Consider the following 23,499-nt stretch of genomic DNA (forward strand, 5'->3'; position numbering starts at 1 on the left):
TTAGCCCTTCACCGCGCCCGACATGGATTCTTGGTAGAAGCGCTGCATCACGATGAACAGGATTGCGATCGGGATCGAGATGAGCACCGCGGCCGCCGCGAAGCGGCCGAACCAGCTGTTGATGTACTCCTTGTCAAGCATGAGCCACAGGCCCAGCGAGGCGGTGTAGTTGTCCTGCGTGCGGGCGATGACCTTCGCCATGACGAAGTCGAGCCACGGGGTCAGGAAGCCCACGATCGCCTGGTACACGATCATCGGGCGGCACATCGGGATGATGATCTTGGTGAACACCTGCCAGCGGGTGCAGCCGTCGAGCATCGCCGCTTCGTCGAGCGAAGTCGGGATCGTGTCCATGTAGCCCTTCATCACGTAGAAGCCCGCGCCGGTGCCGGCGGAGTACACGAGGATCAGCGCCAGGATCGTCATGCCGTCGCTTGTCAGGCCCATGGCCTTGAGGATGAAGTAGATAGCGACAACAGACATGATGCCCGGGAACATGCCCAGGATCAGCACGAAGTTCATGAACGAACGGCGGCCGCGGAAGCGCATGCGGCTCATGCAATACGCCACGGAGAGCACGAAGAACACCGAGATGATGCACACGAAGACCGCGATGATGAACGTGTTCATGAACATGCGCGGGAAGTTGAGCACCTTCGTTTCGGTGAACAGGCTGATATAGCTGTCGAGCGAGAACTCCGTGGGGAAGAATGTCTCCTGGTACGGGGCCGTGTTCTTGTTGAAGCTCTCGAGGAAGATCCACACGATCGGCAGCAGCCAGATGATGCCCAGCACCGTCAGCAACACATAGGTCGCGATGTCGGCCACAATGCGGCGCTTGCGCTGGTCATGCATGAATCCTTGGCTCTGCGGTTTGATTTGAGTGTGTTTACTCACCGGAATGCCTCCTCGTTCTTGTAGGAACCGCTGCTGCGGTAGGTAATCAGCGACACGACAGCCAGAACGATGAACGTCATGATGCCGATGACGGCGCCGAGGTTGTAGTCGCTGCGATCAACCGTGAGCTTGTACAGCCATGTGATCAACAGGTCGGTCTTGCCGGCCGAGTCGCCGACCGGGATCGGGTCGCCGCGGGTCAGCAGGTAGATGACGTTGAAGTTGTTCACGTTGCCGGTGAAGGTGGTGATCAGGTACGGGGTAAGCACGAAGATGATGTACGGCATCGTGATCTTGACGAAGATCTGCCACCAGTTCGCGCCGTCGATCTTGGCCGCCTCATAGAGCTCGGCCGGGATGTTCTGCAGGATGCCAGTGACCTGCATGATCGTGTACGGGATGCCCACCCACAGGTTGATCACGATGACCGTGACGCGGGCCCATGTGGTGTCGGTGAAGAACGGCATCGGGCCGTTGATCCAGCCCCACTGCTCGAGGATGCGGTTCACCGCGCCCTGCGGCTGCAGCATCTGGTGCATGACGAGCAGCGAGACGAACTGCGGCACGGCGATCGACATCGAGAAGACCGCACGCCAGAAGCCCTTGCCGCGCGTTGTGTTGCGCTGGATGATCATCGCCAGGAACAGGCCGAAGAAGAAGTTCAGGAAGGTCGCGAAGAACGCCCAGACCAGGGTCCATGTGAGGACCGAGAGGAATAGGCGGCCGGAGATGATGCTGCCAGAGTTCGAGAACACGGCCTTGAAGTTCTGCAGACCGACCCAATCGAAGAGGACCAAGTGGTTGTGGTCGTAGCTCGTGAACGCCATCGAGATCATGAAGATCAGCGGCAGCACGGTGAAGATCAGGATGCCGGCCACTGGCAGGGCGAGCAGCAGGATGTTCGCCTTCGAGTCGAACAGCGTGTGGATGTCGTCCATGAACGACGGCGCGCGGCCGTTCTTGCCGCCGAGGCACTGCGCCTTGTAGGCGGAGCGGATCGCGAGCGACCACCACAGCAGGAACAGCAGGCAGATCACAAGCGTGCAGACGCCGTACAGCAGGATGGTGACCGAGTTGTCACCGGGGGTGTGCACGAACTCGTCACCGACCCATCCCGAGCTTTCCTTGCGCCAGCCGAGCGACGGCAGCATGGACAGGTTGTGTGCACCCGAGAAAATCATGAATAGGATAAAGCCGACTTCGCCCGCAAGAAACAGCAGACCTTTGACGTACTGCTTATGGACGATGTTGCCCAGACCGAAAACCAGGGCCGACAGCTTGGTGAAGATGTCGCCTTTTTCGAGCGCTGCCTTGAGCGTATATGGCGAGGGGGCCACATACTCCGCGCCCAGTTTCCGGCGGCGTTTGAGTTCTCGTTGTGAAAGGGTGACTGTACTCATCCCCTACCGCCTCTCTTCTTGTACTAACAGATGGTTGGTGCCTGCGGTTCCGGCGGCATTGCACTGGAATGGGACGTTCGCGCGGCTGTGCGGCAAGCGCCCGGGGCACGTTGTGGTGACTCCGAACATGATGTGTGCGGAAGGCTCAGAGTCTCAAACCTTCCGCACACTTGAGTTATCGCTGACTAGTATTCACCGGGGTGAATGCCAGGCTCAGAATCATTCAGCGCTCTGAGCGGCAACGTCCTTGTCGACGCTGTCGATGAAGGCCTGGGTCTTCTCCTTGTAGTTGTCAGCATTGGTTTCCTTGCTGACGAGCGACTTGCCGAAGGTCTCGGCCGGAGTCCACCACGCGTTCATGGCGGCGATCGTCGGCTGCACGACGGAGGTCTCGGCCAGGGTCTTCTGCTGGGCGGCGACGGCCGGGTCTTCCTTCATGCCTTCAAGATCGGTGAGGGTCTTGTCGGTCGGGATGATCTGACGCATCTCCCAGTGCTTCTTCTGGGCTTCGGTCGAGCCGAGGAACGCGGCGAACTCGGAAGCGGCCTTCTGGTTCTGAGCGTTCGGGTTGAAGGCGACGGCCTTGGAGCCGGCGAGGGACTTCATCTGGTAGTCCTTGCCATCGGCCTTGAAGGTCGGCATGGCGGCGGCGCCGTAGTTGTCGCCCAGGCCTTCCTTGACCTTGGCGGCGTCCCAGGAGCCCGAGAAGTAGGCGTCGACGGCGCCCGAGGTCAGGTTCGACAGGCCGGCGGTGCCATCGTCGTTGGTGAAGTTCGGGTTGGCAACCAGGTCAACGAGGTACTTCGAGACGGCATCGGCGTTTTCGAACTTGATGCCGGCCTTGGCATCATTGCCGTTCTCACCGAACATGGTCATGCCGGCGCCCAGATAGAAGGCCGGGATGTACCAGGAATTCTGCAGCTGGTAGCTGACCTTGCCCTTGGAGAGCATAGTGTCGAGCGACTTGATGTCGTCCTCGGTGAACTTGGACTTGTTGTAGAACATGAAGTAGGTGTTGCCGGTGTACGGAACGCCGTAGATCTTGCCATCGGTGCCGGTGACGGAATCGACGATCGTCTGGTCGTTCTGCTCCTTGACCTGGGCGGCCACGGTGTCGTTCACCGGGGCGATCGCGTTGGCTTCCTGCAGGGTGCCAAGCTGGTCGTTCGCGAACATGAAGACGTCGGCGGCGGCAGACGGGTCGGTCTGCACGGTCTTGGCCGCGTCGCCTTCGGAGACCACGGAGTTCTTCCAAGTCACCTTGTACTCAGGGTGAGCCTTCTCGAAGGCCGCTTCCATATCCTTGAGCCAGTCGGCGTCCTCCTGCGGGGACCACACGCTCAGGTTCACGGACTGGGTCTCAGCCGGGGCGCTCGACGCACCACCGTTGCTGTTGTTGTCATTGCCACCGCAAGCCGCCATCGGAATGAGCATAGCTGCAGCAGCTGTGACCCCAACCGCCTTCTTCCAATTGATCATCATTGACCTTTCCTTTCCATCAATGCAATCGCATTTTTGTCAATCCTCAACGCCACGCGGACATGCCTCATACGGCGACTTTCCCAAGGGAAGCCCCCGCAATGAAACAGCGCAGGCGGTGATGCTGTTCACCACCAATCCGCGCAACGCTTCAGTGGCCTATACTGTATACCACACCTGCAAACGTTGTCAAAATTGTCCACCATGCGAGTACCAGTTTTTCGACAAATGAAACACGTTTGCATTGTTAAGGAGCGACTCATGAATCAACCGCAACACACCCCCGCACCATGGCTCTCCGATGCGGCGTTTTACCAAGTGTTCCCCGCGAGTTTCGCCGATTCCGACAATGACGGCATCGGCGACATCCGCGGCATCACCGAGCACCTCGACTATATAACAACGCTGGGCTGCAACGCGCTGTGGATCAACCCATGCTTCGCCTCGCCGTTCCGCGACGCGGGCTACGACATCAGCGATTACACGCGTGTCGCCGACCGCTACGGCTCAAATGAGGACCTCGAGAACCTGTTCGCCGCAGCGCACGCGCGTGGCATGCATGTGCTGCTCGACCTGGTGCCAGGCCACACGAGCAACGAACACCCGTGGTTCATCGCGAGCGGCCAAGACAAGCCGAACCTGTACACCGACCGCTACATCTGGACCGACACATGGATCTCCGGCGGCGACGGCCTGCCGTTCATCGGTGGCGAAATGCCGCGCAACGGTGCATACATCGTCAATTTCTTCGCGTTCCAGCCCGCACTCAACTACGGGTTCGCGCATCCTTCACGCCCATGGCAGAACGCGGTGCTCTCCGATCCAGCAATCGACACATGCAACGCCATGCTCGACGTGATGCGCTTCTGGCTCTCGCGCGGCGCCGACGGCTTCCGCGTCGACATGGCGGACAGCCTCGTCAAGGGCGACGACAGCGGCAAACCCGCCACAATCGCCACATGGCAGTACATGTTCGGCCAAATCCGCGAGGAGTTCCCCCAAGCGGCGTTCGTGGCCGAATGGGGCCGCCCCGAAGAATCGCTGCAGGCCGGATTCGACATGGACTTCTACCTCGACTGGCGCTGGGACGGCGAGCCGAACGGTTACAACCTGCTGTTGCGCAACACAGACACGCCGCTCGTTCACGAAGGCGACAAGAGCTACTTCAACGCGGACAGCGGTGCGGGCATCCGCCCGTTCCTCGCCGAATACGAGCCGCGCCTGCGCGAAGCCGAGCGTGCGCACGGCTATTTCAACCTGATCACATGCAACCACGACACCGCGCGCGTGGCGCCGCGCCTCAGCCCGCGTGAGATCAAACTCGCCTACGCGACGATGCTCCTCATGCCAGGCGTGCCGTTCATCTATTACGGCGACGAGATCGGTATGCGCTACCGCGACCTGCCCACGCACGAAGGCGCCTATACGCGCACCGGCAGCCGCACGCCGATGCAGTGGGACACCTCGGCGAACGCCGGCTTCTCCGGCGCCTCGGCCAATGCGCTCTATCTGCCTACCGACGGCGCGCAGGATGCGCCGACCGTGGCGGGCCAGATCGATGATGGCGATTCGCTGTGGCACATCGTGCACGCGGCGCTCCAGACGCGCCACGCCACGCCGGCATTCCGCCCGGACGCCGCGTTCGAGACGCTGTTCGCGGCGGACGACAAGCGGTCCTTCGTCTTCAAGCGCAGCGCCGAAGGCGTCAGCGCAATCGTCGCCGTCAATCCGGGCCGCGAGACGGAGATCATTGAGCTGCCGGCCGGCGACGGTTCCGGCGCGCGCACGATTACGCTGGAGGTGGGCGAACCCGCCCTCGACGGCACCACGCTCACACTGCCCCCGCAGTCCTTCGCCGTGCTGCAGTAGATCCAGCTAACCGCACGAACCATCCCAGCCCGCGTGCACCACCCGCGCACGCGGGCTTTTGCATGCACCGGCATGGGTCTGGCGCCTGCAATCGACCGCCGGGCCCATGCAGTGCGCCCGTTCCACACCTCCACACAACGCTTTGGCTCTTGCAAACGTGGGAGAACGCAACGCGCCCAGAACACAGTCAGATTTCACTGTTTCCTTGCTTTTCCAGCTTGTTTGCTCGTGTCAACTATTTTGCAAACGCTTTCACAATGCGGTATACTGAAGCACAATCAGACGCGCGCGGAGCCAACGATGGACCACCGCGCACGCCAACCACCCTCTATGTTGACTACTTGCGTATTGCAGGGGAAAGAGAGCAATGATGGCCGAAGCCAACGCCGCACAGCAGGGGAACGCGCTCAAGGCGTCCGACAATCCCAGGGAAAGCGCAGAGCGTCTCGCCCGCCCGCTCATCCGCCTCGCCAATGCATGGGGCATCTCCACCTCGTACATCGACCAGCTGGGCACCTATGTGGAAATCCGCGACGAAGTGCTCGTCACCGTGCTGCAGGCGCTCGGCGTGGACGCCTCCACCGACGAGGCGATCACGACGGCGCTCGAAGACCGCCGGAAGTACGAGCACGAACTGCTGGCTCCCCCCACCATCGTCAAGTTCCTGGGCACCCCCAAGTCGGTGCAGCTGCACGTCTTCGGCACCGACCCGCGCGTCACGCTCATACTCGAAGACGGCTCCGAGTTCACCGGTGAATTCGGCGAGCTGGCGTTCCAGTCGGAGAGCGACGACGTGAACGTCTACACGCTCAGCCTCAACGACGGCATCCCGGCCGGCTACCACACGCTCACGTTCACTGACAGCAAGCGCACCATCTCGTGCGCGCTGCTGTGCGCCCCCGCGCGCATCCCCGTGCCGCAGGCAGTGCAGGACCAGCAGCGCTGGGGCTGGATGGCGCAGATGTACTCGGTGCGTTCCGCCGGGTCGTGGGGCGTCGGCGACTACGGCGACCTGCGCATGCTCGCCTCCGACGCGGCCGCCAAATCCGGCGCCGACTTCATGCTCATCAATCCGATCCACGCGAGCGCCCCGATCACCCCGCTCGAGCCCTCCCCGTACCTGCCCGAGTCGCGCCGGTTCCTGAACGTCACCTACATCCGCCCGCAGGACATCCCGGAATTCGAGAAGCTGGATGACGCCGACCGGGCCACCGTGCGCGACCTGCACGACCGCGTGGCTGCGAACAACACCAATCCCGAGCCGATCGACATCAACGCGGCATGGGACGCCAAGCGCGCGGCGCTCGAGATCATCTTCCACCAGAAGCGCTCCGCCGAGCGCGAGACGGCGTTCGCGGAGTTCCGCCATGCAGCGGGCGACGACCTGCGCGCGTTCGCCTTGTGGTGCGTCGCGTTCGAAGTGTGGGGCGCACCGTGGGAGGAAGGCGTCGATTGGTTCTCCACCACGAACCGGGACAGCCCTGAGATCGCGCAACTCGAGCAGGACCATGCCGACCTGTACGAGTTCGCGTGCTGGCTGCAGTGGATCGCCGCCGAGCAGGTGTCGGCCGCGCAGCAGGCCGCGAAAGATAGCGGCATGGCGCTCGGCCTCATGCAGGACATGGCCGTGGGCGTGCACACCTACGGTTCGGACGTATGGTGGAGCCCCGAACGTTTCGCCGTCGGCACGGTGACCGTGGGCTGCCCGCCGGACTTCTACAACCAGCAGGGCCAGGACTGGGGCCAGCCGCCGTTCGACCCGAACTACATGGAGTCGACCGGCTACACCGTCTACCGCGACATGGTGCACAACATGTTCGCGCACGCCGGCGCGATCCGCATCGACCATGTGCTCGGCCTGTTCCGCCTGTGGTGGATTCCCGCCGGCGAAGGCCCGCGCGGCGGCGCGTATGTGCGCTACAACTATGAGGCGATGCTCGCCGTGCTGACGCTCGAGGCCTCGCGTGTCAACGGCATGGTCATCGGCGAAGACCTTGGCACGGTGCCGAAGTACGTGTCGAGGGTGCTCGCCGACCACGGCGTGCTCGGCACCATCGTCGAATGGTTCGCGCGCATCGACGACTCCCCCACCGCCGGCGACCCATACGCCATGCCGAGCACTTACCGCGAATATGCGCTGGCCTCGGTCACGACGCACGACCTGCCTCCGACCGCCGGCTACCTGCAGTACGAGCACGTCAAGCTGCGCGAGCGGCTGCATCTGCTCAGCGAACCGGTCGACGCGTTCATGGCCTCGGCGAAGGCCGAACAGCGCGCCATGCTCGACGTGCTCATCGAAGGCGGCTGGCTCAACGCCGAGGCCGCGCAGGATGTGCCAGGGCATATCGAAGAGATCGTCGAGGCGATGCACGCGATGCTCAAGGACGCCCCTTCGCTGCTGCTGCAGGCCGCGCTTGTGGACGGTGTGGGCGAAACCCGCACGCAGAACCAGCCGGGCACGTCGAGCGAATACCCGAACTGGCGCATGCCGCTGTGCGACAAGCACGGCAAGGTCGTGCCAACCGACGAGGTGTTTGATTCGCCGCGCGTGATGGCGCTGTCGAAGATCATGAACCGCTGATTCACCGCGTGTGATGGTGCCGCCGAAAATTACGGACCACTGATTCGCCTGTACCTCATATGTAAATGGCCTTCCTCAGGGGAGGCCATTTACATTGCGGCGCCATCTTCACCGCCGAACGACTACCATGCCTTCCGCCCTGTCATCCCCCTGCTTTCGCTGTTTTGGTCACAAAAGCATTGGAAAAATGACAGGAACGGCGAAAAACATGATCGCGTTTCAAATGTTGGTGTCGGCGTCGTCGCCGGCCTCGGTTGGTTTTGATTATATGCTCATGCCACGGACTCGAGCGCGGTCATGGTGATCTGGTCGGCGCGTTGCCGTGTCTCGGCGGTGATCTTCACGCATGGCTTCTCGTCAGGGTCGAGTGTGGTTTTCATGTCGTCCGCACTCATGAACCGGTGCCGGGTCCAGGTCTCGTTCATGTCGACGAGCACGGCGCCGACCAGCCGGATCAGGGACTCGCGTGAGGGGAAGATCCGCACGGCGCGGGTGCGTCGCTTGATCGCGGCGTTGGCGCGTTCAAGCACGTTGTTGATGCGCAGTCCGACCCAGTGCTCCCGGTGGAACGCCAGATGGGCCAGCGCGTCCTCGAGCAGTTCGCCGGCGCGCCGGCCGATCCGGCCGATGCGGTCCATGACCGCGCGGCGAAGGCCGGCGTGCGCGTCCGAGGTGACCAAGCGCACCCCGCCCACCCCACGCTTCCTGAGCGAGGGCAGGAACCGCTTCCACGAGTCGTACGACTCGGTGTCCACCAGGTCGAAGCCCACGAAACGCCTCGTGCCGTCCATGAACGCGCCGATCGCGGTGACGGTGGCCCGGGAACACACGCGCGAGTCGTCGTCGCGGCACTTGACGTAGGTCGCGTCCAGCCACAGGTACGGCACCGGCGAACCGGCGTCGAACTCGCCCTGGCGCGACGCGTCGACCTCCCCGTCCAGCGAAGCGAGCATGCGCGAGACCGTCGACGGGCCCGACCGGCCGAACTCCAGCCCGCCCGCGACCTTCTCGATCCTGCGGGCACTCATCCCGTTGACATACGCCCTGGAGACCACGCCCACCATCGCCCGGTCCACACGCGAGTACGGGCGCGTCACCCGTTCGGGGAAATACGTGTCCTCACGCAATTTGGGCACCCGCAGCACGATCTCGCCGATCACCGTCCGAAGCCTTCTCTCGCGGTAGCCGTTCCTGCGGTCGCCCTCGCCCAACGGCATGTCATCCATCGTCAAGGCCACATCATCGGATACACTGGCCGTCAAGGTCATCTCCTCAAATCAGTTGTTTTTTGGCTTTAACCGATTCCAGGCGACGACCCCTTTTCATACCCGGAGCCAGACACCAACATTTGACGCACAACCAGACAACTATGCTACACTGTGTCTACTTGCGAAAACGGTTCGTCATGGAGAGAAGAGCCATCAAGTGCCCCGACCCATTACACGAACATCGAGGAAGGACAGCGAGCATGCATAAAAGAACCGGATTGGCCGTAATCGCCCTGCTTTCCATCACGGCGACCTTTGCAACCGGCCTGATCGCCAACGCCGACGAAACATCGGCGAACAACGACATCACCATCACCGCGCCCGCAGGCGGCACGAATCTGATCGCCCCCACCGTGGACGGGCGCACATTCAAAGCGATTCGTATCGCCGGCTACAAGGATGTGGCGGTCAAGGACGGCAAGATCACCGGCTTCGACCTGACCCTAGCGGACGGAGTGACCGACTCGGCACTGACCACGGCGATCCTCGCCGCCTACCCGAGTGGGGTGGAGAGCGTGTTCACCGTCACAGACGGAAAGATCACCCTGCAAGGCGCATACGAGAACATGACGCTGATTCAATTCATCGGACAGTATTTCTACGGTAACGGCAGTGACGTGTATGGCAACACGAACGCGGGCTCCGAGGCAGTGCGCAAACTGGCCGACTCGCTGATGGGTTCGCTTTCCTCTAACCCGGCAATCACCGCCATCGGCTCAGAGGGCAAGGTGGTCATCGACGTGCCCGACGATCGGGAAGGCCTGTACCTCATCGTCGAGGAACCGAAGATCGACACCACAACCGACGCATTCAAGGGAGAGACCGTCTCCCGTGCGATGCTCACCGGCACCGGCGCGACCGTGGACGGCACCATCTACACTCAGGTATCCACCAAACACGGCGACACGGATGTGACCTACACGCTCGGCGCATTGAACCTCAAGGCCGAGAAAGTCACCTTGGATAAAGAGGTCGAACACCCAGACCAGCTTATCCAGATCGGCACGAGCCGCCAGTTCACCATCACCACGAACGTGCCGAACTATCAGACGGACTATCCGACATGGACGCCCACCACGTTCCAGTTCACCGATAATCCGTCGGACAACATCGACCCGTTCAACACGGACGGCACGGTGCGCAATCTCAAGCTCCAGTCCAGCAATGATGGTGGCACCACATGGACGGACATGGTTGCCTCCGAGTACACACAGGCAAAGAACACCACCACCGAGGATTCAAACGATTTCATCGTCGCACTGACCCCGGCGGCGCTCATCGCACATCAGGGAGAGCGGATCAAACTCACCTACGATGGCGTCATCACCAGCCTCAAGATGGACACCGCCGACGATGACGCGCACACCACGCTGAACACAGTGGACTTGGACTTCTCCAACAATCCGAACGTCGCCGACGACAAGGCCAGGCTCACCGACGACGTGAACCTCTACGACGTCAAACTCGACATCGAGAAGACGGATATGCAAACCCGCAAGCTCTTGGGAGCCAGGTTCGATGTGACCGTCGGTGGCACGAAGATCAAGTTCATCAAGAGCGCCAATGGAGACCAGTACACGGCGGTCAAGGCCGGTAGCGCTCAGGACGCGAACAGCGTCGATTCGATCAGCGTGGGCTACGACGACAACGGCACCGTCAAACCGGTGACGATCAATGGCCTGGCTGCGGACAACTCCGGTGCGACCGTGTACACGTTCACCGAAACGCAGGCGCCGGAAGGCTACATCCTCGGCGCGAATCCGGTCACGTTCACCGTGACCCTGACCCCGAAGGACGCGAACAGCGACGGAACAGTGGATGGCGTGGACGCCGCCGTGAATGCTGGCACATTCGGCAACTTCGTCGTCAACGGCACTTCGAACACGAACGCACCGGTTTCCGGCCATGAGTTCAACGTCGGACAGGTCACGGTGAAGAACACGAAGAACATCTCCGACCTGCCTCAGACCGGCGGCACGATCAGCAAGGCCATCGGCGCTGCCCTCGCCACTGGCGCGTTCGCAACACTGCTGATCGTCGGTGTGAAACTGCGTCGTAAGCAGATGTCCGACGAGAACGGCTCCACATCAAGCATGGCTTGACAATCGGAACTCCGGGGAGGGGTGAGCACACAGCATGGGCACAGCCAGACGCAAGGCGCACAGGACTGCGGAAGACCGGATACTTCTCGCCGTGACCGTCATCGCGTGGCTGTTGTACCTGCTCAGCTCACTCCTCCTGTCATGGAGTATCTACCATATCCTCGTCAATGACCATATGGTGAGGCAAAGCGCAAAGGACGCGGTTCACGAGACGTCAGGATGGCCCATGGTGAAGCGCGCCGAAATGTTCCAGGCCGCACTTGAATACAACAACCGTCTTGAGCAACGATTCGGGTCCAGCATTCCGGCGGACATGCGCAATGAGGACGGACAGCCACTGGAATTGCTCGACTCCGAATACATCAACATGGGTGGGAATACCATCGCCACGTTGAACATACCAAGCATCAGCGTGACCGTGCCGATCTACCATACGACCCTCGACACAGTGCTCGACAAGGGAGCGGGCCACATGTACGGCACTGCGTTGCCGGTCGGTCAGGAAGGCACCAGTTCCGTGATCGCCGCCCATTCGGGAGGCGTGCAGGGTTTGCTGTTCAGCAGGCTCGTCGAACTGAGGCAAGGCGCATACTTCTACGTGAACATCTACGGCACAACCCACGCATACCAAGTGGATGCGACCACAACCGTGCTACCCGACCAAGTGGAACAAGCACTCCAAGAGGAAAAAGCCAAAGCCCGCACGGCAACCTCGGTAACAGCCAAGAAGACCGATGACCCCAGTGACATGCGCACGCAGATACCAGCGCCGGACAAGTCGGGAACGGCAAGGGTGAGCATGGTCACATGCACCCCGATCGGCGTGAACACGCACCGGCTCATCATCAGCGGGCACAGGGTCGGAACACCGTCGCCCGCCCCCGCAGCGGATTCGGTCAAAGACACCAGATTGCAGGCATTGATTTGGGCACTGGTCGTTCTCGTCATTGCAATCACCGCCGCCGTCATCTTCCATATCATCCGCAAGCATTCGAACATCAAAACAGCTAAAGGTAGGCATCATGCGTAAGCGAGTTCTCAAGGCGTTGACCGCACTCACCGTCTCGTTCGGTCTGCTCATGCCGACAAGTGCGTACGCCACCGGATCAAACATGCTGCACACAGTGAAGGCGAACACGACGATCACCACGGCAGATCAGACGTTGAAAGCGGACGACAAGGCAACAACGCAAGGTGACGGCGAGCACATGATAACCGGTGACGATCTCGCCAAGCAATCCGAACAGGACACGAAGCTCGATGGGCTTGTCGGCGAATATAAGCCGACGCAGGCCGAACCGTTGCCGCAGGAACGATACAGCGGATGGCCGCTGATCGGCGGACTGCTCAACAGACTGTTCGTCACGGACAGGAACGTCGGTAAGACGGCAATAAACGCCGACGGAGAGGACGATCGCCCCACGCTGGATGGCACGACCATCGAGAAGATCACCGCGAAATGGTTGGACACCAGCGAGAAAACATTGGTCAAACAGCCGAGCACGAACACCGGTCTGACATTCGGCGCGCGCGTGGATTTCTCCGTGTCCGGCCAATACCAGTGTGAGCCGGGTGACGTGCGGATCACCATACCGTTGAACATCTTCAAGGACAGGTTCGGCAAGGACGAGGGCCGGATCGACATATCCGTGCCTGAAGACCCGGCCAAGGGCGCGGTGCTCACCTACAAGCGTGTGGACGACAAGATCGTCATCTCCAACGCGCAGACGATACCGGCCGCCTACCAAGGCTACTTCGAAGTGTATTGGGATGACGTGGTGCCCGCCGAAGTCGTCTCCGGCGCGTTGTCGGCCGAGTTCGGCGCGGTCATCGAGGTCACCACCCATGAGGGCAACGAGATTTCCAAGACGTCGAATCTGATCGACGCGAAGATCATCACGGATGAGAAGATCAGCTCCGCGACGAAACGTTCCAGCGGTGTCGTGACGAGCAAGCCGAGCGGGTTCACGATGCCAGCCGGTCTGAACCCGGACGACTACTATTACGTGGACTGGTATTCCTACGCCTACATCTCGGGAAACCAATACTTCACCGTTGACGTAGAGGATACACCCGCATTCAACGAGATCATCGACCCGAACAGGCCGGACACGCCGGACAACCGGTACGCGGACGGCATCATCGTCGGCACCACCATCCCGAACGCGACCGTCAGCGCCGACCGCAAGTCGCTGACGGCGAAGAACGTGACGAACGGCGCCGTGTATCGAAACAATGGGACGAACTTCTTCTACCACACGTATTGCGCCTACCCGAAAGAGCAGTTCGCGTATGATTACGACAAGAACGGGCAGCCGAGCGGGCCGGTGAACATCAAACAGGTCAAGAACAATGTGAACTACACGCTGATCACAGCCGACAGCCTCACCCAACGTGGCGACGGAGGCAACGACCCATCGAGTGAGGAATACCGCAAGAACCGTGTCACCTCGACAAACGCCGTGGCGACCGACGTATACCGCGAATACCCGTGGAGCGTGCCCACCGGCCACTTCATCAGCTACAAGTCGGGCGTCAGCTCCAACGGCGACTACTCGTATCTGGGGGCCTCCGACCACATCGGCCAATACCCATATGTGCTCAACCGTCTCGCCAGGGGGCAGGACGTCGATCTGACCTACAATGTGGGCACACACAATTATCCGTATCCGTGGACGTGCGACGAATCACAGCCGCCTGTGCAGAACCCCACGGACGGCACATGGTCTCGCGGCGGATGTGCGATCATAGGCTCCGAGCATTACGGCAAACTGCCAGTGCATGTGACGAACTTCGACGACGGCATCTACTTCAACGAATTGAACAACGCGGGCGGTGACAAGTTGACCGCCGACGACTATGAATTCACGAAGATCAGGGTGCTCACCCCGCAGATGTACTCCTATGGCGGTTCCAGCCACTACGGTTGGAATTATCGTACAGACAGCACGGTTGCACGCCCGGTACAGGAATACCATGCCCGTTCGGGTGAAGGCGAATGGGTGCATTACGCGACCGTCACATGGGGCGACGACGGGCTGGCGGCCACTCCGACCGTCACCGCACATAACGGTGCCACCGCGAACGGTGCGACCATCACATTCCCGCAGGGGGCGCGCCTGACCGAATGGAAATGCGAATACGAGACCGCCGCCGCAGGCATCCTGACCGGCGCGCTTGCGACCATTCGTTTCCGCGCCACCGACAAAGTAGTCAAAACCGTGCAGGATCTGATGGCGAACTCGGATACGAACGGGTACACGGACGTGCGCAACACGGCAGGTGAGACCATCACCCAAGTACAGGGCGCGGCGAGCGGCAATCCGACCACCGTCACACTCTACTCCGACCGCACACAGGGCGTCGATCGTCTCTCCAGCGCCGCACAGTCGGTGTGGATGACCAAGACCGGCACACCCCAGCCGCAAGGGCAGGCGGACAAGATCGCCAAACAGGTGCGCGTGAACTATTCCGCGACCGTCACCGTGGTCACGAACCAGACCTCCAGGAATGACTACGAGGAGGTCGTGGCAGACCATGTGCTCCCATTGGACGAGTCGGGCACTTACTATGATCTGCTGCCATTGGGCTTCCGTCTCAATGCGAACAGTGTGAGCGCACCCGGATTGAAGTCGTTCAGAACCGTGGACAATTGGCGTGGCTCGGGACGAACCATGCTCATTGTCACCGTGGACAACAACACTGCACCGCAATGGGTGCCCCGCTATGAGGGCGCATACCCCGAGGATTACCGTTGGGGACAGCGTCATTCGGTCACGTTCGACGGCTACTACACATGGAACGAGATGAAGGATATCGACATCAAGCTCGACAACCATATCGCCTATGCGTCCACCGCCCCCTATCTGGGCACGGTGAACGGCATGAAAGGCGAGCCTGACAATCCCGACGCCGGTAACAACACGTATTCCAAGGACGCGACGGCCGGTGCGGCCGACCTCATGACCGGCCTCGTGGACGGCAACGACAACCCGTCTGTCGTCTACGCGAAGGCAAGCAACATCATCCACGCACGCACCTACGCGCTCACCGGCTTGCAGAAGGACGTGTCCAGCGACGTGGACGGCCGTTGGGGCACCGGCTTGGACAAGGACAAGGACGGTTCGATCGACGAAACCCAGTCCATCGTCGTCCCCACGAGCGGCACCTACAAGTACCGCATCCGCATGGAGAACACGGACGGTGAGAGGCTGAAGAACATCGTGTTCTACGATGATCTGGAGGCCTACAAGCCCACGGCGGACAAGCCCGACCATGGTGACAGGCAGTGGGAAGGCTCCTTCCTCGGAGTGGACGTGGAAGCATTGAGACGCAAGGGCATCGAACCGACCGTGTATTACGCGACCCGCCATGTCGATCTGACCCAATACAAGGACGACGGCGAGGCCGTGCATCTTCCCGACCTGAACGACACCGGCGTGTGGACGACAAGCATGCCCGCCAATCCCGCCGAAGTCAAGGCAATCGCCGTGGATTGCAGACACCAGAGTGACGGGGGCGAATTCGTGCTTGACGCCAACCAGTCCGTCCAGTTCACCATCCGCATGCGCGCACCCGACTCCGACACGGCAAGACAGGCGATCGAAGCCAAGGCGCACGCCTACAACAACGTGTACATGTCCAGCACGCATTTCACCTCCGGCGGGCAGGAATCCAACCATTACATCCATCAGGACTACACGAAACTCGGCTTGGAACCGTACAACCTGAACGTGAGCAAGATGTGGGACGATGACGACGATCGTGACGGTCTGCGCACGCCGAACGTGACCATGCAACTGCTGCGCAACGGCGAACCGTATGGCGAGCCGGTGACGTTGGACAACGGCAACGATTGGACGCACCGATACGAGTATCTACCCAAGACCCTGCCGAACGGTGACATGATCGAATGGACACTGCGCGAAGAGCCGGTTCCCAATGGATACCAAGTGTCGAACACGGTGAAACAGGATGGCAATACAGCCACCATCACCGCCACGAACCGGCACGAACCGGATCGTGTCAACATCGAAGGCGTCAAGACATGGGAAAATGAGACCGATCCGAACACCCGGCCGGCAAGCATCACCGTCTGGCTCAAGCAGGACGGCAAGCGCATCAAGTCACAGACCGTCCATGCGGACACGAACGGCAACTGGCACTACCAGTTCGTAAACCTGTTGAAGAACCATCGCGTGGATGGCAAGACCGTCGCATACGTGTACGAGGTCGAAGAGGAGTACACGGAAGGCTATACCCCCGCATACACGGCGGAAGGCATCGTCAACACGTACTACCCGTATGGCGACATCACCTTGACCAAACGCGCCACCGACACGACCGACGCCAGCAAGGACACGCCGTTCACGTTCGAACTGACCCTGCGCAAGAAGATCGGCACCGGCACGGACGGCACACCCATCTACGAGTATGCGACCGGCCGATACGAGTGGACGAGCAGCCGTGGCGATCGCGAAGGCACCATCGAAAACGGGGGAACCGTGACCATCCGTGACGGTGAGACCATCACTGTGCATAAGGTGCCGTCCAGCTTCGAATACGTGTGGGTCGAACGCGACACGAATGGCTTCCAGATCGGCAGCAGCACCGGAATGAGCGGCACGGTCACGTCCGGCGGCAGCCATGCGGCCGAAGTCGAAAACGTGTACACCACCATCGGCTCGGCACAGTTGGAAGCCAAGAAGACCCTTGAGGGCCGCGACCTTCGCGCCAACCAGTTCCGTTTCGAGGTCATGGACGAGGACGGCGATGTCATCCGTTCGGCCACCAACGACAAGAACGGGAAAGTCCAGTTCAGCCAGATCGGCTACACGAACGAGGACGTGGGACGCACCTACACGTACACGATCCGTGAGGTGAACGCCAACCGTCCCGGATACACGTACAGCACAGCGACCTATGAGGCAACTGTCACGGTCGTGGATAACGGCGACGGCACAATCACCGCCACCCCCACCTATCGGGTCAAGGACGGTGAGAACGTGAACCTGCCGGAGTTCAGGAACGAATACCATGCATCCGGCACGGTGAACCTGACCGCAGCGAAACAGTTCATCGGCGGCGACCTGTCCAAGAAGCGGTTCACGTTCGAACTCGTGGACGCGGCAGGCAACATCGTCTCCACCGCCACCACCGACACGAACGGCGAAGCCCGCTTCCCCGCCCTGTCCTACACGGAGAAGAACGTCGGCCAGACACTGACCTACACGGTTCGAGAACAGGTCGATGCCGCGGACAAGAGCATCATCTGGGACAACCACGAGGAAACCGTCACCGTGACTGTGACGGACAACGGCGACGGCTCGTTGAACATCGCACAACAGTTCAGCAACCCGGCCCAGCCGCTCGTGTGGACGAACCAAGCAGCGAACGGCGGCCTGAAGGTGGTCAAGAACATCACGGAGGACGAACAGACCGTGGCCCGCAGGGACACGCAATTCCCTGTAGAGATCGTGTTCAACGCGCCGAGGGGGGCGAGCCTGCCCGGCAAGCTGACCGTGAAGACCTCGACCCCGGTGTGGAGGAATCCTGAGGCCACCGACCTTGAAATCGACCACATGGACGAAACCACCAGCGAGATCGAAGTCAAGAACAACCGCATCCGCATCATGGTTCCCGCCGAAGGCTGGATCGAGATCATCGACCAACTGCCGGGCGGCACCACCTACATGGTTTCCGAAGTCGCCTCGATCGACTGACACGGGTGCCGGGGGCTCCGCCCCGGCACTCCCCTCCCCAACCACATTCACACAACACACAACAACCCGTTGATAGGAACAGAACGAGAGGAAGAGGAGCATCATGGTACGCGCACTGATTGCACTTGTCATGGGACTTACGGTGATGATGCCGGGTATTCCCATGACCACTTCGCAATGGTTGGGCCGAGTGTCGAGCATGGGCGCGAACACGGACAGTGAACAGTCCAAGGTTCACGAGATCAAGCGAGACACCGGCATCACGCAGACACTGGTGGAATACGAGCCGACCGTCAGACCAGCAGTGAATGATACAACCATGGAGAACAGGGTTATCCCGGTTGAGGACACTATGCAATGGAATGAATGGGGTACATGCTTGTGGAGCGTTGAGGATGGTGTGCTTCGTATTCGCCCCAAGTCGGGCGATAGCGGTGAACTGGGTTCCACGAATGGCCGTGAGGAAGGAGCTCCTTGGTACGGAATGAATGTGACGCGCATCGAGTCTCAAGGTACGATCATCCTGAATCAGGATTCAAGTTATCTGTTTTATGGGCAAAAATTCCTTGCATCCCTGTCCGGCCTCGCCAACTGGGACGTGAGCCACGTCACCAACATGAGCCGCCTGTTCGCCGGCTGCACGAGCCTGTCCGACCTGTCCGGCCTCGCCAACTGGGACGTGAGCAACGTCACCAGCATGTACTCCCTGTTCTCCAACTGCTCGAGCCTGTCCAACCTGTCCGCCCTCGCCAACTGGAACGTGGGCAAAGTCACCGACATGAGTTCCCTGTTCTACGACTGCACGGGCCTGTCCGACCTGTCCGCCCTCGCCAACTGGAACGTGGGCAAAGTCACCAGCATGTACTCCCTGTTCTACAACTGCAAGGGCCTGTCCAACCTGTCCGCCCTCGCCAACTGGAACGTGGGCAAAGTCACCAGCATGGGCTCCCTGTTCTCCGGCTGCACGGGCCTGTCCGACCTGTCCGCCCTCACCAACTGGAACGTGAGCAGCGTCACCAACATGAGTTCCCTGTTCTACGGCTGCTCGAGCCTGTCCGACCTGTCCGCCCTCACCAACTGGAACGTGAGCAACGTCACCAGCATGTACTCCCTGTTCTCCAACTGCACGGGCCTGTCCGACCTGTCCGCCCTCGCCAACTGGAACGTGGGCAACGTCACCAACATGGGCTACCTGTTCTCCAACTGCACGGGCCTGTCCGACCTGTCCGCCCTCGCCAACTGGAACGTGAGCCAAGTCACCAGCATGTACTCCCTGTTCTACAACTGCAGGAGCCTGTCCGACCTGTCCGCCCTCGCCAACTGGGACGTGGGCAACGTCACCAGCATGTACTCCCTGTTCTCCAACTGCACGAGCCTGTCCGACCTGTCCGCCCTCGCCAACTGGGACGTGGGCAAAGTCACCAACATGGGCTCCATGTTCTCCAACTGCACGAGCCTGTCCAACCTGTCCGACCTCAAGGACTGGGACGTGAGCAGCGTCACCAGCATGGGCTACCTGTTCTCCCGCTGCACGGGCCTGTCCGACCTGTCCGGCCTCGCCAAATGGGACGTGAGCAACGTCACCGACATGAACGGCCTGTTCTCCAACTGCACGAGACTGTCCAACCTGTCCGACCTCAAGGACTGGAACGTGAGCAACGTCAAGTACATGCTCTACCTGTTCTCCAACTGCGTGAGCCTGTCCGACCTGTCCGCCCTCGCCAACTGGAACGTGAGCCAAGTCACCAACATGAGCTACCTGTTCTCCCGCTGCACGGGCCTGTCCGATGTGAGTGCGATCGCACACTGGAACCTGTCTTCGATACCGAATGGAAGTACCTACTGGGATCAGATGTTTTATAATTGCGGCAACCTCACTCGTATCGGCGTTCCAGCGAGTCAGCTTGGCGGTGACTCATTCATTCATTGGAATGCCACATATTTCTCCAATGCAATGCCCCAGTTCATCGAAGAGACAGGCGACCGTCAATACAATTCATGGGATAGCCTGTATGATGCCATGCAGAACACCCCCACCGGATACCAGCAGGGAATCGTCTACGTGAAATACACGCCATCATGGATCGTGAACTTCGATGCGAACGGTGGCATCGGCACGCAAACCCGCATGCTCGTACCGATCGAGGATTTGTCGGTGGAACTGCCTTCTTGCGAATTCATGCGATTCGGATACCGGTTCGCCGGTTGGACGGCACAGCCTGATCCGATCAGTGACATGAATCCCGTGCTCACCACGCTCACCCCCGCCACGCATAATGACGGTGACAGGTACACGGTGTACGCGCAATGGGAGAAACTGGGCGACGCGGACGAACAGCCGTCCACACCCGCCTCGGGCATGCTGCCCGGTTGGATTCAGGTCGGGGCGGAGAACACGAGCTCGATCATCACACCGTTGCAGACGGGTACGACGACGTTCACGAACCAGTATGCCCCCGGCAGCACGTCGATCGTGTTCAAGTTCACGAAGCTCATGGACGGCAATGTGCCCGACCAATCCTACGAGTTCGAGCTACTCGACCAGAACGGCCATGTGCTCCAGACCGTGCGGAACATCGGTTCGACGGTCGCATTCCAGCCGATCAACTACACGGCCGAAGGCGAGCACGTCTATCTGGTGCGCGAGAAGAATCCGAACAACGACAAGATCCAGTACGACGATCATCTCGTGCAGATCAGCGTGAAAGTGACCGGCGAGGGCGAACAGTTGAAGGCCGAAGCAATCATCTTGGGTGACACCGTGTTCCGTAATACTTCGACACCTGCCGTTCTGAGCATTAGCAAGAGCGTCGAGCATGCCGACCAGTACACGCCGGACAAGGACACCCAGTTCACGTTTGATGTGGAATTGACCGATCGTGATGGCAAACCCGTGAACGGCGACTACAACATGAGCATCGGCGACCATGCGCAGACCGTCACATTCAAGGACGGCAAACTCAACCTCACGCTCAAAGCCGGTCAGACCGCCACCATCAAGGACATTCCCGCCCATGCGAAGTACAAGGTGAGCGAAACGAACCTGCCAGACGGGTACACGCTCAAGGACAATGCGCTCGTCAATGCGAACGGAACCTTGGACGCGAACGCCGCCGTCACCGTGACCGCAGTCAACAAATACGAGCCGAAGAACGGTGCCGCCATGGTGCAGGCTGTCAAGAAACTGCTGTACGCGAACACGGACACGGCGTATGTACTGAAAGCTGACCAGTTCCGATTCACCCTGTGTGAAGTGCGCCCAACCGACGCCGACCCAGATAATTGCGTGGGCGTGGCCGATACGACGAACCTCAAGGACGGTACGGTGACGTTCCCCCAGTTGGAATACGACCAGCCCGGAACTCACACGTACCAGATGCGCGAGGTCATCGGTGTGGATAGTGGCATAACCTATGACAAGCAGATCGTGACGGTGACGGTCAACGTGACGGACAATGGCTCCGGAAGGTTGCAGACCACGGTGAACTACCGGAACGGAACCGAACCTACATTCGTTAACCGCATCTGGAACGCGCCCCTGCTCCCCCAGACAGGCAATGTGGCTGTTTGGGCGTTGTGCGCCACGATCCTGTTGGGCGGCGTGTTCCTTGCCGTGCAACGAGGCAAACGCGGATAATAAAGCGATGGTGCAGCGTCTCTTTCAAACTGGAGGTCGCTGCACCATCGACGAATCCGATTGACGGGAGCCTTACCCTCACATAAAACATCTTATAACCTTTGGAATATCAAGGATTCCATACCATGTATATGGTGCTTTGGCTCATGTTTGGCTCACAATGGATTCAGGGGTGTCAGACAGGGAAAGTCCCTGCCCGACATGAAAGGAGATCGAACATCAGAACTCGACCGTACAACAAGAAAAAGGTCAGCTCGTTCCTGAAGTTTCTGGCTGCTCTGTATGACTCCGTGAACTGTGACGACGCAGAACCACCCGTATGTTACAGCATGCCCGGTTCCAGCCGTTTGCCTGCCGAAGACATGTTTAACGATGCCTGCGAAGACTGTTGGCCGCTTATCGAGGAAATGTTGCAGGATGATGAGAATCGCGACATCATGAGAGGTTCTCGCCACCCGTACATCAAGCTCGTCTGCGGCCGCTCCGAACCGGGCAATAGCTTCGTCAGGGAGGAAGACCGGGACGATTCGATCGACCCGGACGATCTGGAGGATTTGATAGCGCGGATTGACCGGCAGCAGTCCGATCTGCGCTAGCTGGGAAGGGTGGTGCGTGCGGATAGCCCATGCGCCGCCCTTCTCATCTTTTTCTCGTCTTCGGCGCATCGTTCAATGGGGTTGAATATACTGGAACACAACAATTCAACCCCATTGAAAACAGAAGGCGAAAGATATGACCACCACCAAGAGCTAGCCAAAGAGCTCGCCGGCCAATACGACATCAGCGAGGAGTCCTCGCTTGAAGGCGTGGAAACATACCTCAATCAGATCAACTCCCTCGACAGCACCGACATCCAACCCGACGACATCGACCCAAACAGCGCAGACGTCATTCGCAACACATTCGACGCCTACTACGACAACCCCGAAGGCGTTCAACAGACAGACGAAATGCTGTGCGACATCATCGACCTGTCCAAACGGATCAAGACCTTGCAGGCCGAAACCGAAACACTCACCGAAAAACGCAACGAAATCATCTGCAAGGCATGGAATCGCGGAGCCACGGCAAAAGACCTTGCCTCCAGCGCCGGAATCTCTCTGGCACGCATCTACGTCATCGTCGGAAGGGAGCGATGATGTACAACCTCGATCGCGTTTCAAATGTTGGTGTCGGCGTCGTCGCCGGCCTCGGTTGGTTTTGATTATATGCTCATGCCACGGACTCGAGCGCGGTCATGGTGATCTGGTCGGCGCGTTGCCGTGTCTCGGCGGTGATCTTCACGCATGGCTTCTCGCCAGGGTCGAGTGTGGTTTTCATGTCGTCCGCACTCATGAACCGGTGCCGGGTCCAGGTCTCGTTCATGTCGACGAGCACGGCGCCGACCAGCCGGATCAGGGACTCGCGTGAGGGGAAGATCCGCACGGCGCGGGTGCGTCGCTTGATCGCGGCGTTGGCGCGTTCAAGCACGTTGTTGATGCGCAGTCCGACCCAGTGCTCCCGGTGGAACGCCAGATGGGCCAGCGCGTCCTCGAGCAGTTCGC

Annotated in this window: 13 protein-coding genes; 8 read left to right on the top strand and 5 right to left on the bottom strand. The window is 60.2% G+C overall.

Annotated elements, in window-relative coordinates:
* The 3 genes from BPSG_RS01630 to BPSG_RS01640 all read right to left on the bottom strand — a co-directional run bounded on the left by BPSG_RS01630 (nucleotide 1) and on the right by BPSG_RS01640 (nucleotide 3,779).
* Nucleotides 1-855 carry a sugar ABC transporter permease gene (locus tag BPSG_RS01630; protein WP_051592118.1) on the bottom strand — a complete coding sequence of 285 codons (855 nt, stop codon included), beginning with the start codon at nucleotides 853-855 and terminating at the stop codon, nucleotides 1-3.
* Between the two features lie 38 nt (nucleotides 856-893).
* Entirely contained in the window at nucleotides 894-2,297 is a 1,404-nt protein-coding gene (locus BPSG_RS01635; RefSeq protein WP_026644125.1) for a carbohydrate ABC transporter permease, read from the bottom strand.
* Between the two features lie 219 nt (nucleotides 2,298-2,516).
* Complete coding sequence (locus BPSG_RS01640; protein ID WP_026644126.1) at nucleotides 2,517-3,779, bottom strand: extracellular solute-binding protein; 1,263 nt, start codon at nucleotides 3,777-3,779, stop codon at nucleotides 2,517-2,519.
* 258 nt (nucleotides 3,780-4,037) lie between these two features.
* Here BPSG_RS01640 and BPSG_RS01645 point away from each other — a divergent pair, with 258 nt between their 5' ends.
* Together BPSG_RS01645 and malQ are read left to right on the top strand one after the other, a co-directional pair.
* Nucleotides 4,038-5,645, top strand: coding sequence for an alpha-amylase family glycosyl hydrolase (locus tag BPSG_RS01645; protein WP_026644127.1), 1,608 nt, complete (start codon nucleotides 4,038-4,040; stop codon nucleotides 5,643-5,645).
* A 370-nt stretch (nucleotides 5,646-6,015) separates the two neighbouring features.
* A complete protein-coding gene (gene malQ, locus BPSG_RS01650; protein ID WP_026644128.1) occupies nucleotides 6,016-8,226 on the top strand; it encodes a 4-alpha-glucanotransferase in 2,211 nt (736 codons plus the stop codon).
* A gap of 272 nt (nucleotides 8,227-8,498) precedes the next feature.
* Here the strand turns inward: malQ and BPSG_RS01655 are convergent, their stop codons facing one another.
* Nucleotides 8,499-9,488: an IS256 family transposase gene (locus tag BPSG_RS01655; protein WP_238548919.1), complete on the bottom strand. Its 990-nt coding sequence runs from the start codon at nucleotides 9,486-9,488 to the stop codon at nucleotides 8,499-8,501.
* Between the two features lie 206 nt (nucleotides 9,489-9,694).
* On the opposite strand from BPSG_RS01655, the gene BPSG_RS01660 reads away from it, so the two are divergent.
* The 6 genes from BPSG_RS01660 to BPSG_RS01685 all read left to right on the top strand — a co-directional run bounded on the left by BPSG_RS01660 (nucleotide 9,695) and on the right by BPSG_RS01685 (nucleotide 23,094).
* Nucleotides 9,695-11,596: an isopeptide-forming domain-containing fimbrial protein gene (locus BPSG_RS01660; protein WP_160268239.1), complete on the top strand. Its 1,902-nt coding sequence runs from the start codon at nucleotides 9,695-9,697 to the stop codon at nucleotides 11,594-11,596.
* Between the two features lie 91 nt (nucleotides 11,597-11,687).
* Complete coding sequence (locus BPSG_RS08250) at nucleotides 11,688-12,626, top strand: sortase (RefSeq protein WP_238548920.1); 939 nt, start codon at nucleotides 11,688-11,690, stop codon at nucleotides 12,624-12,626.
* The gene (locus BPSG_RS01670; RefSeq protein WP_034878932.1) at nucleotides 12,619-18,318 is read left to right on the top strand and encodes a Cna B-type domain-containing protein; all 5,700 of its coding nucleotides are present in this window, start codon (nucleotides 12,619-12,621) and stop codon (nucleotides 18,316-18,318) included. The genes BPSG_RS08250 and BPSG_RS01670 overlap by 8 nt, the downstream gene beginning before the upstream one ends.
* 103 nt (nucleotides 18,319-18,421) lie before the next feature.
* A complete protein-coding gene (locus tag BPSG_RS08255) occupies nucleotides 18,422-21,955 on the top strand; it encodes a BspA family leucine-rich repeat surface protein (protein WP_080720424.1) in 3,534 nt (1,177 codons plus the stop codon).
* A 329-nt stretch (nucleotides 21,956-22,284) separates the two neighbouring features.
* Entirely contained in the window at nucleotides 22,285-22,551 is a 267-nt protein-coding gene (locus BPSG_RS08605; protein ID WP_129887680.1) for a hypothetical protein, read from the top strand.
* Between the two features lie 12 nt (nucleotides 22,552-22,563).
* The gene (locus BPSG_RS01685) at nucleotides 22,564-23,094 is read left to right on the top strand and encodes a hypothetical protein (RefSeq protein ID WP_162174658.1); all 531 of its coding nucleotides are present in this window, start codon (nucleotides 22,564-22,566) and stop codon (nucleotides 23,092-23,094) included.
* Between the two features lie 73 nt (nucleotides 23,095-23,167).
* Here BPSG_RS01685 and BPSG_RS01690 read toward each other — a convergent pair.
* Nucleotides 23,168-23,499: IS256 family transposase (locus BPSG_RS01690; RefSeq protein ID WP_034878934.1), on the bottom strand; the 332-nt coding region annotated here is incomplete at its 5' end.

The organism is Bifidobacterium pseudolongum subsp. globosum (assembly GCF_000741295.1).
Classification (GTDB): Bacteria; Actinomycetota; Actinomycetes; order Actinomycetales; family Bifidobacteriaceae; genus Bifidobacterium; species Bifidobacterium globosum.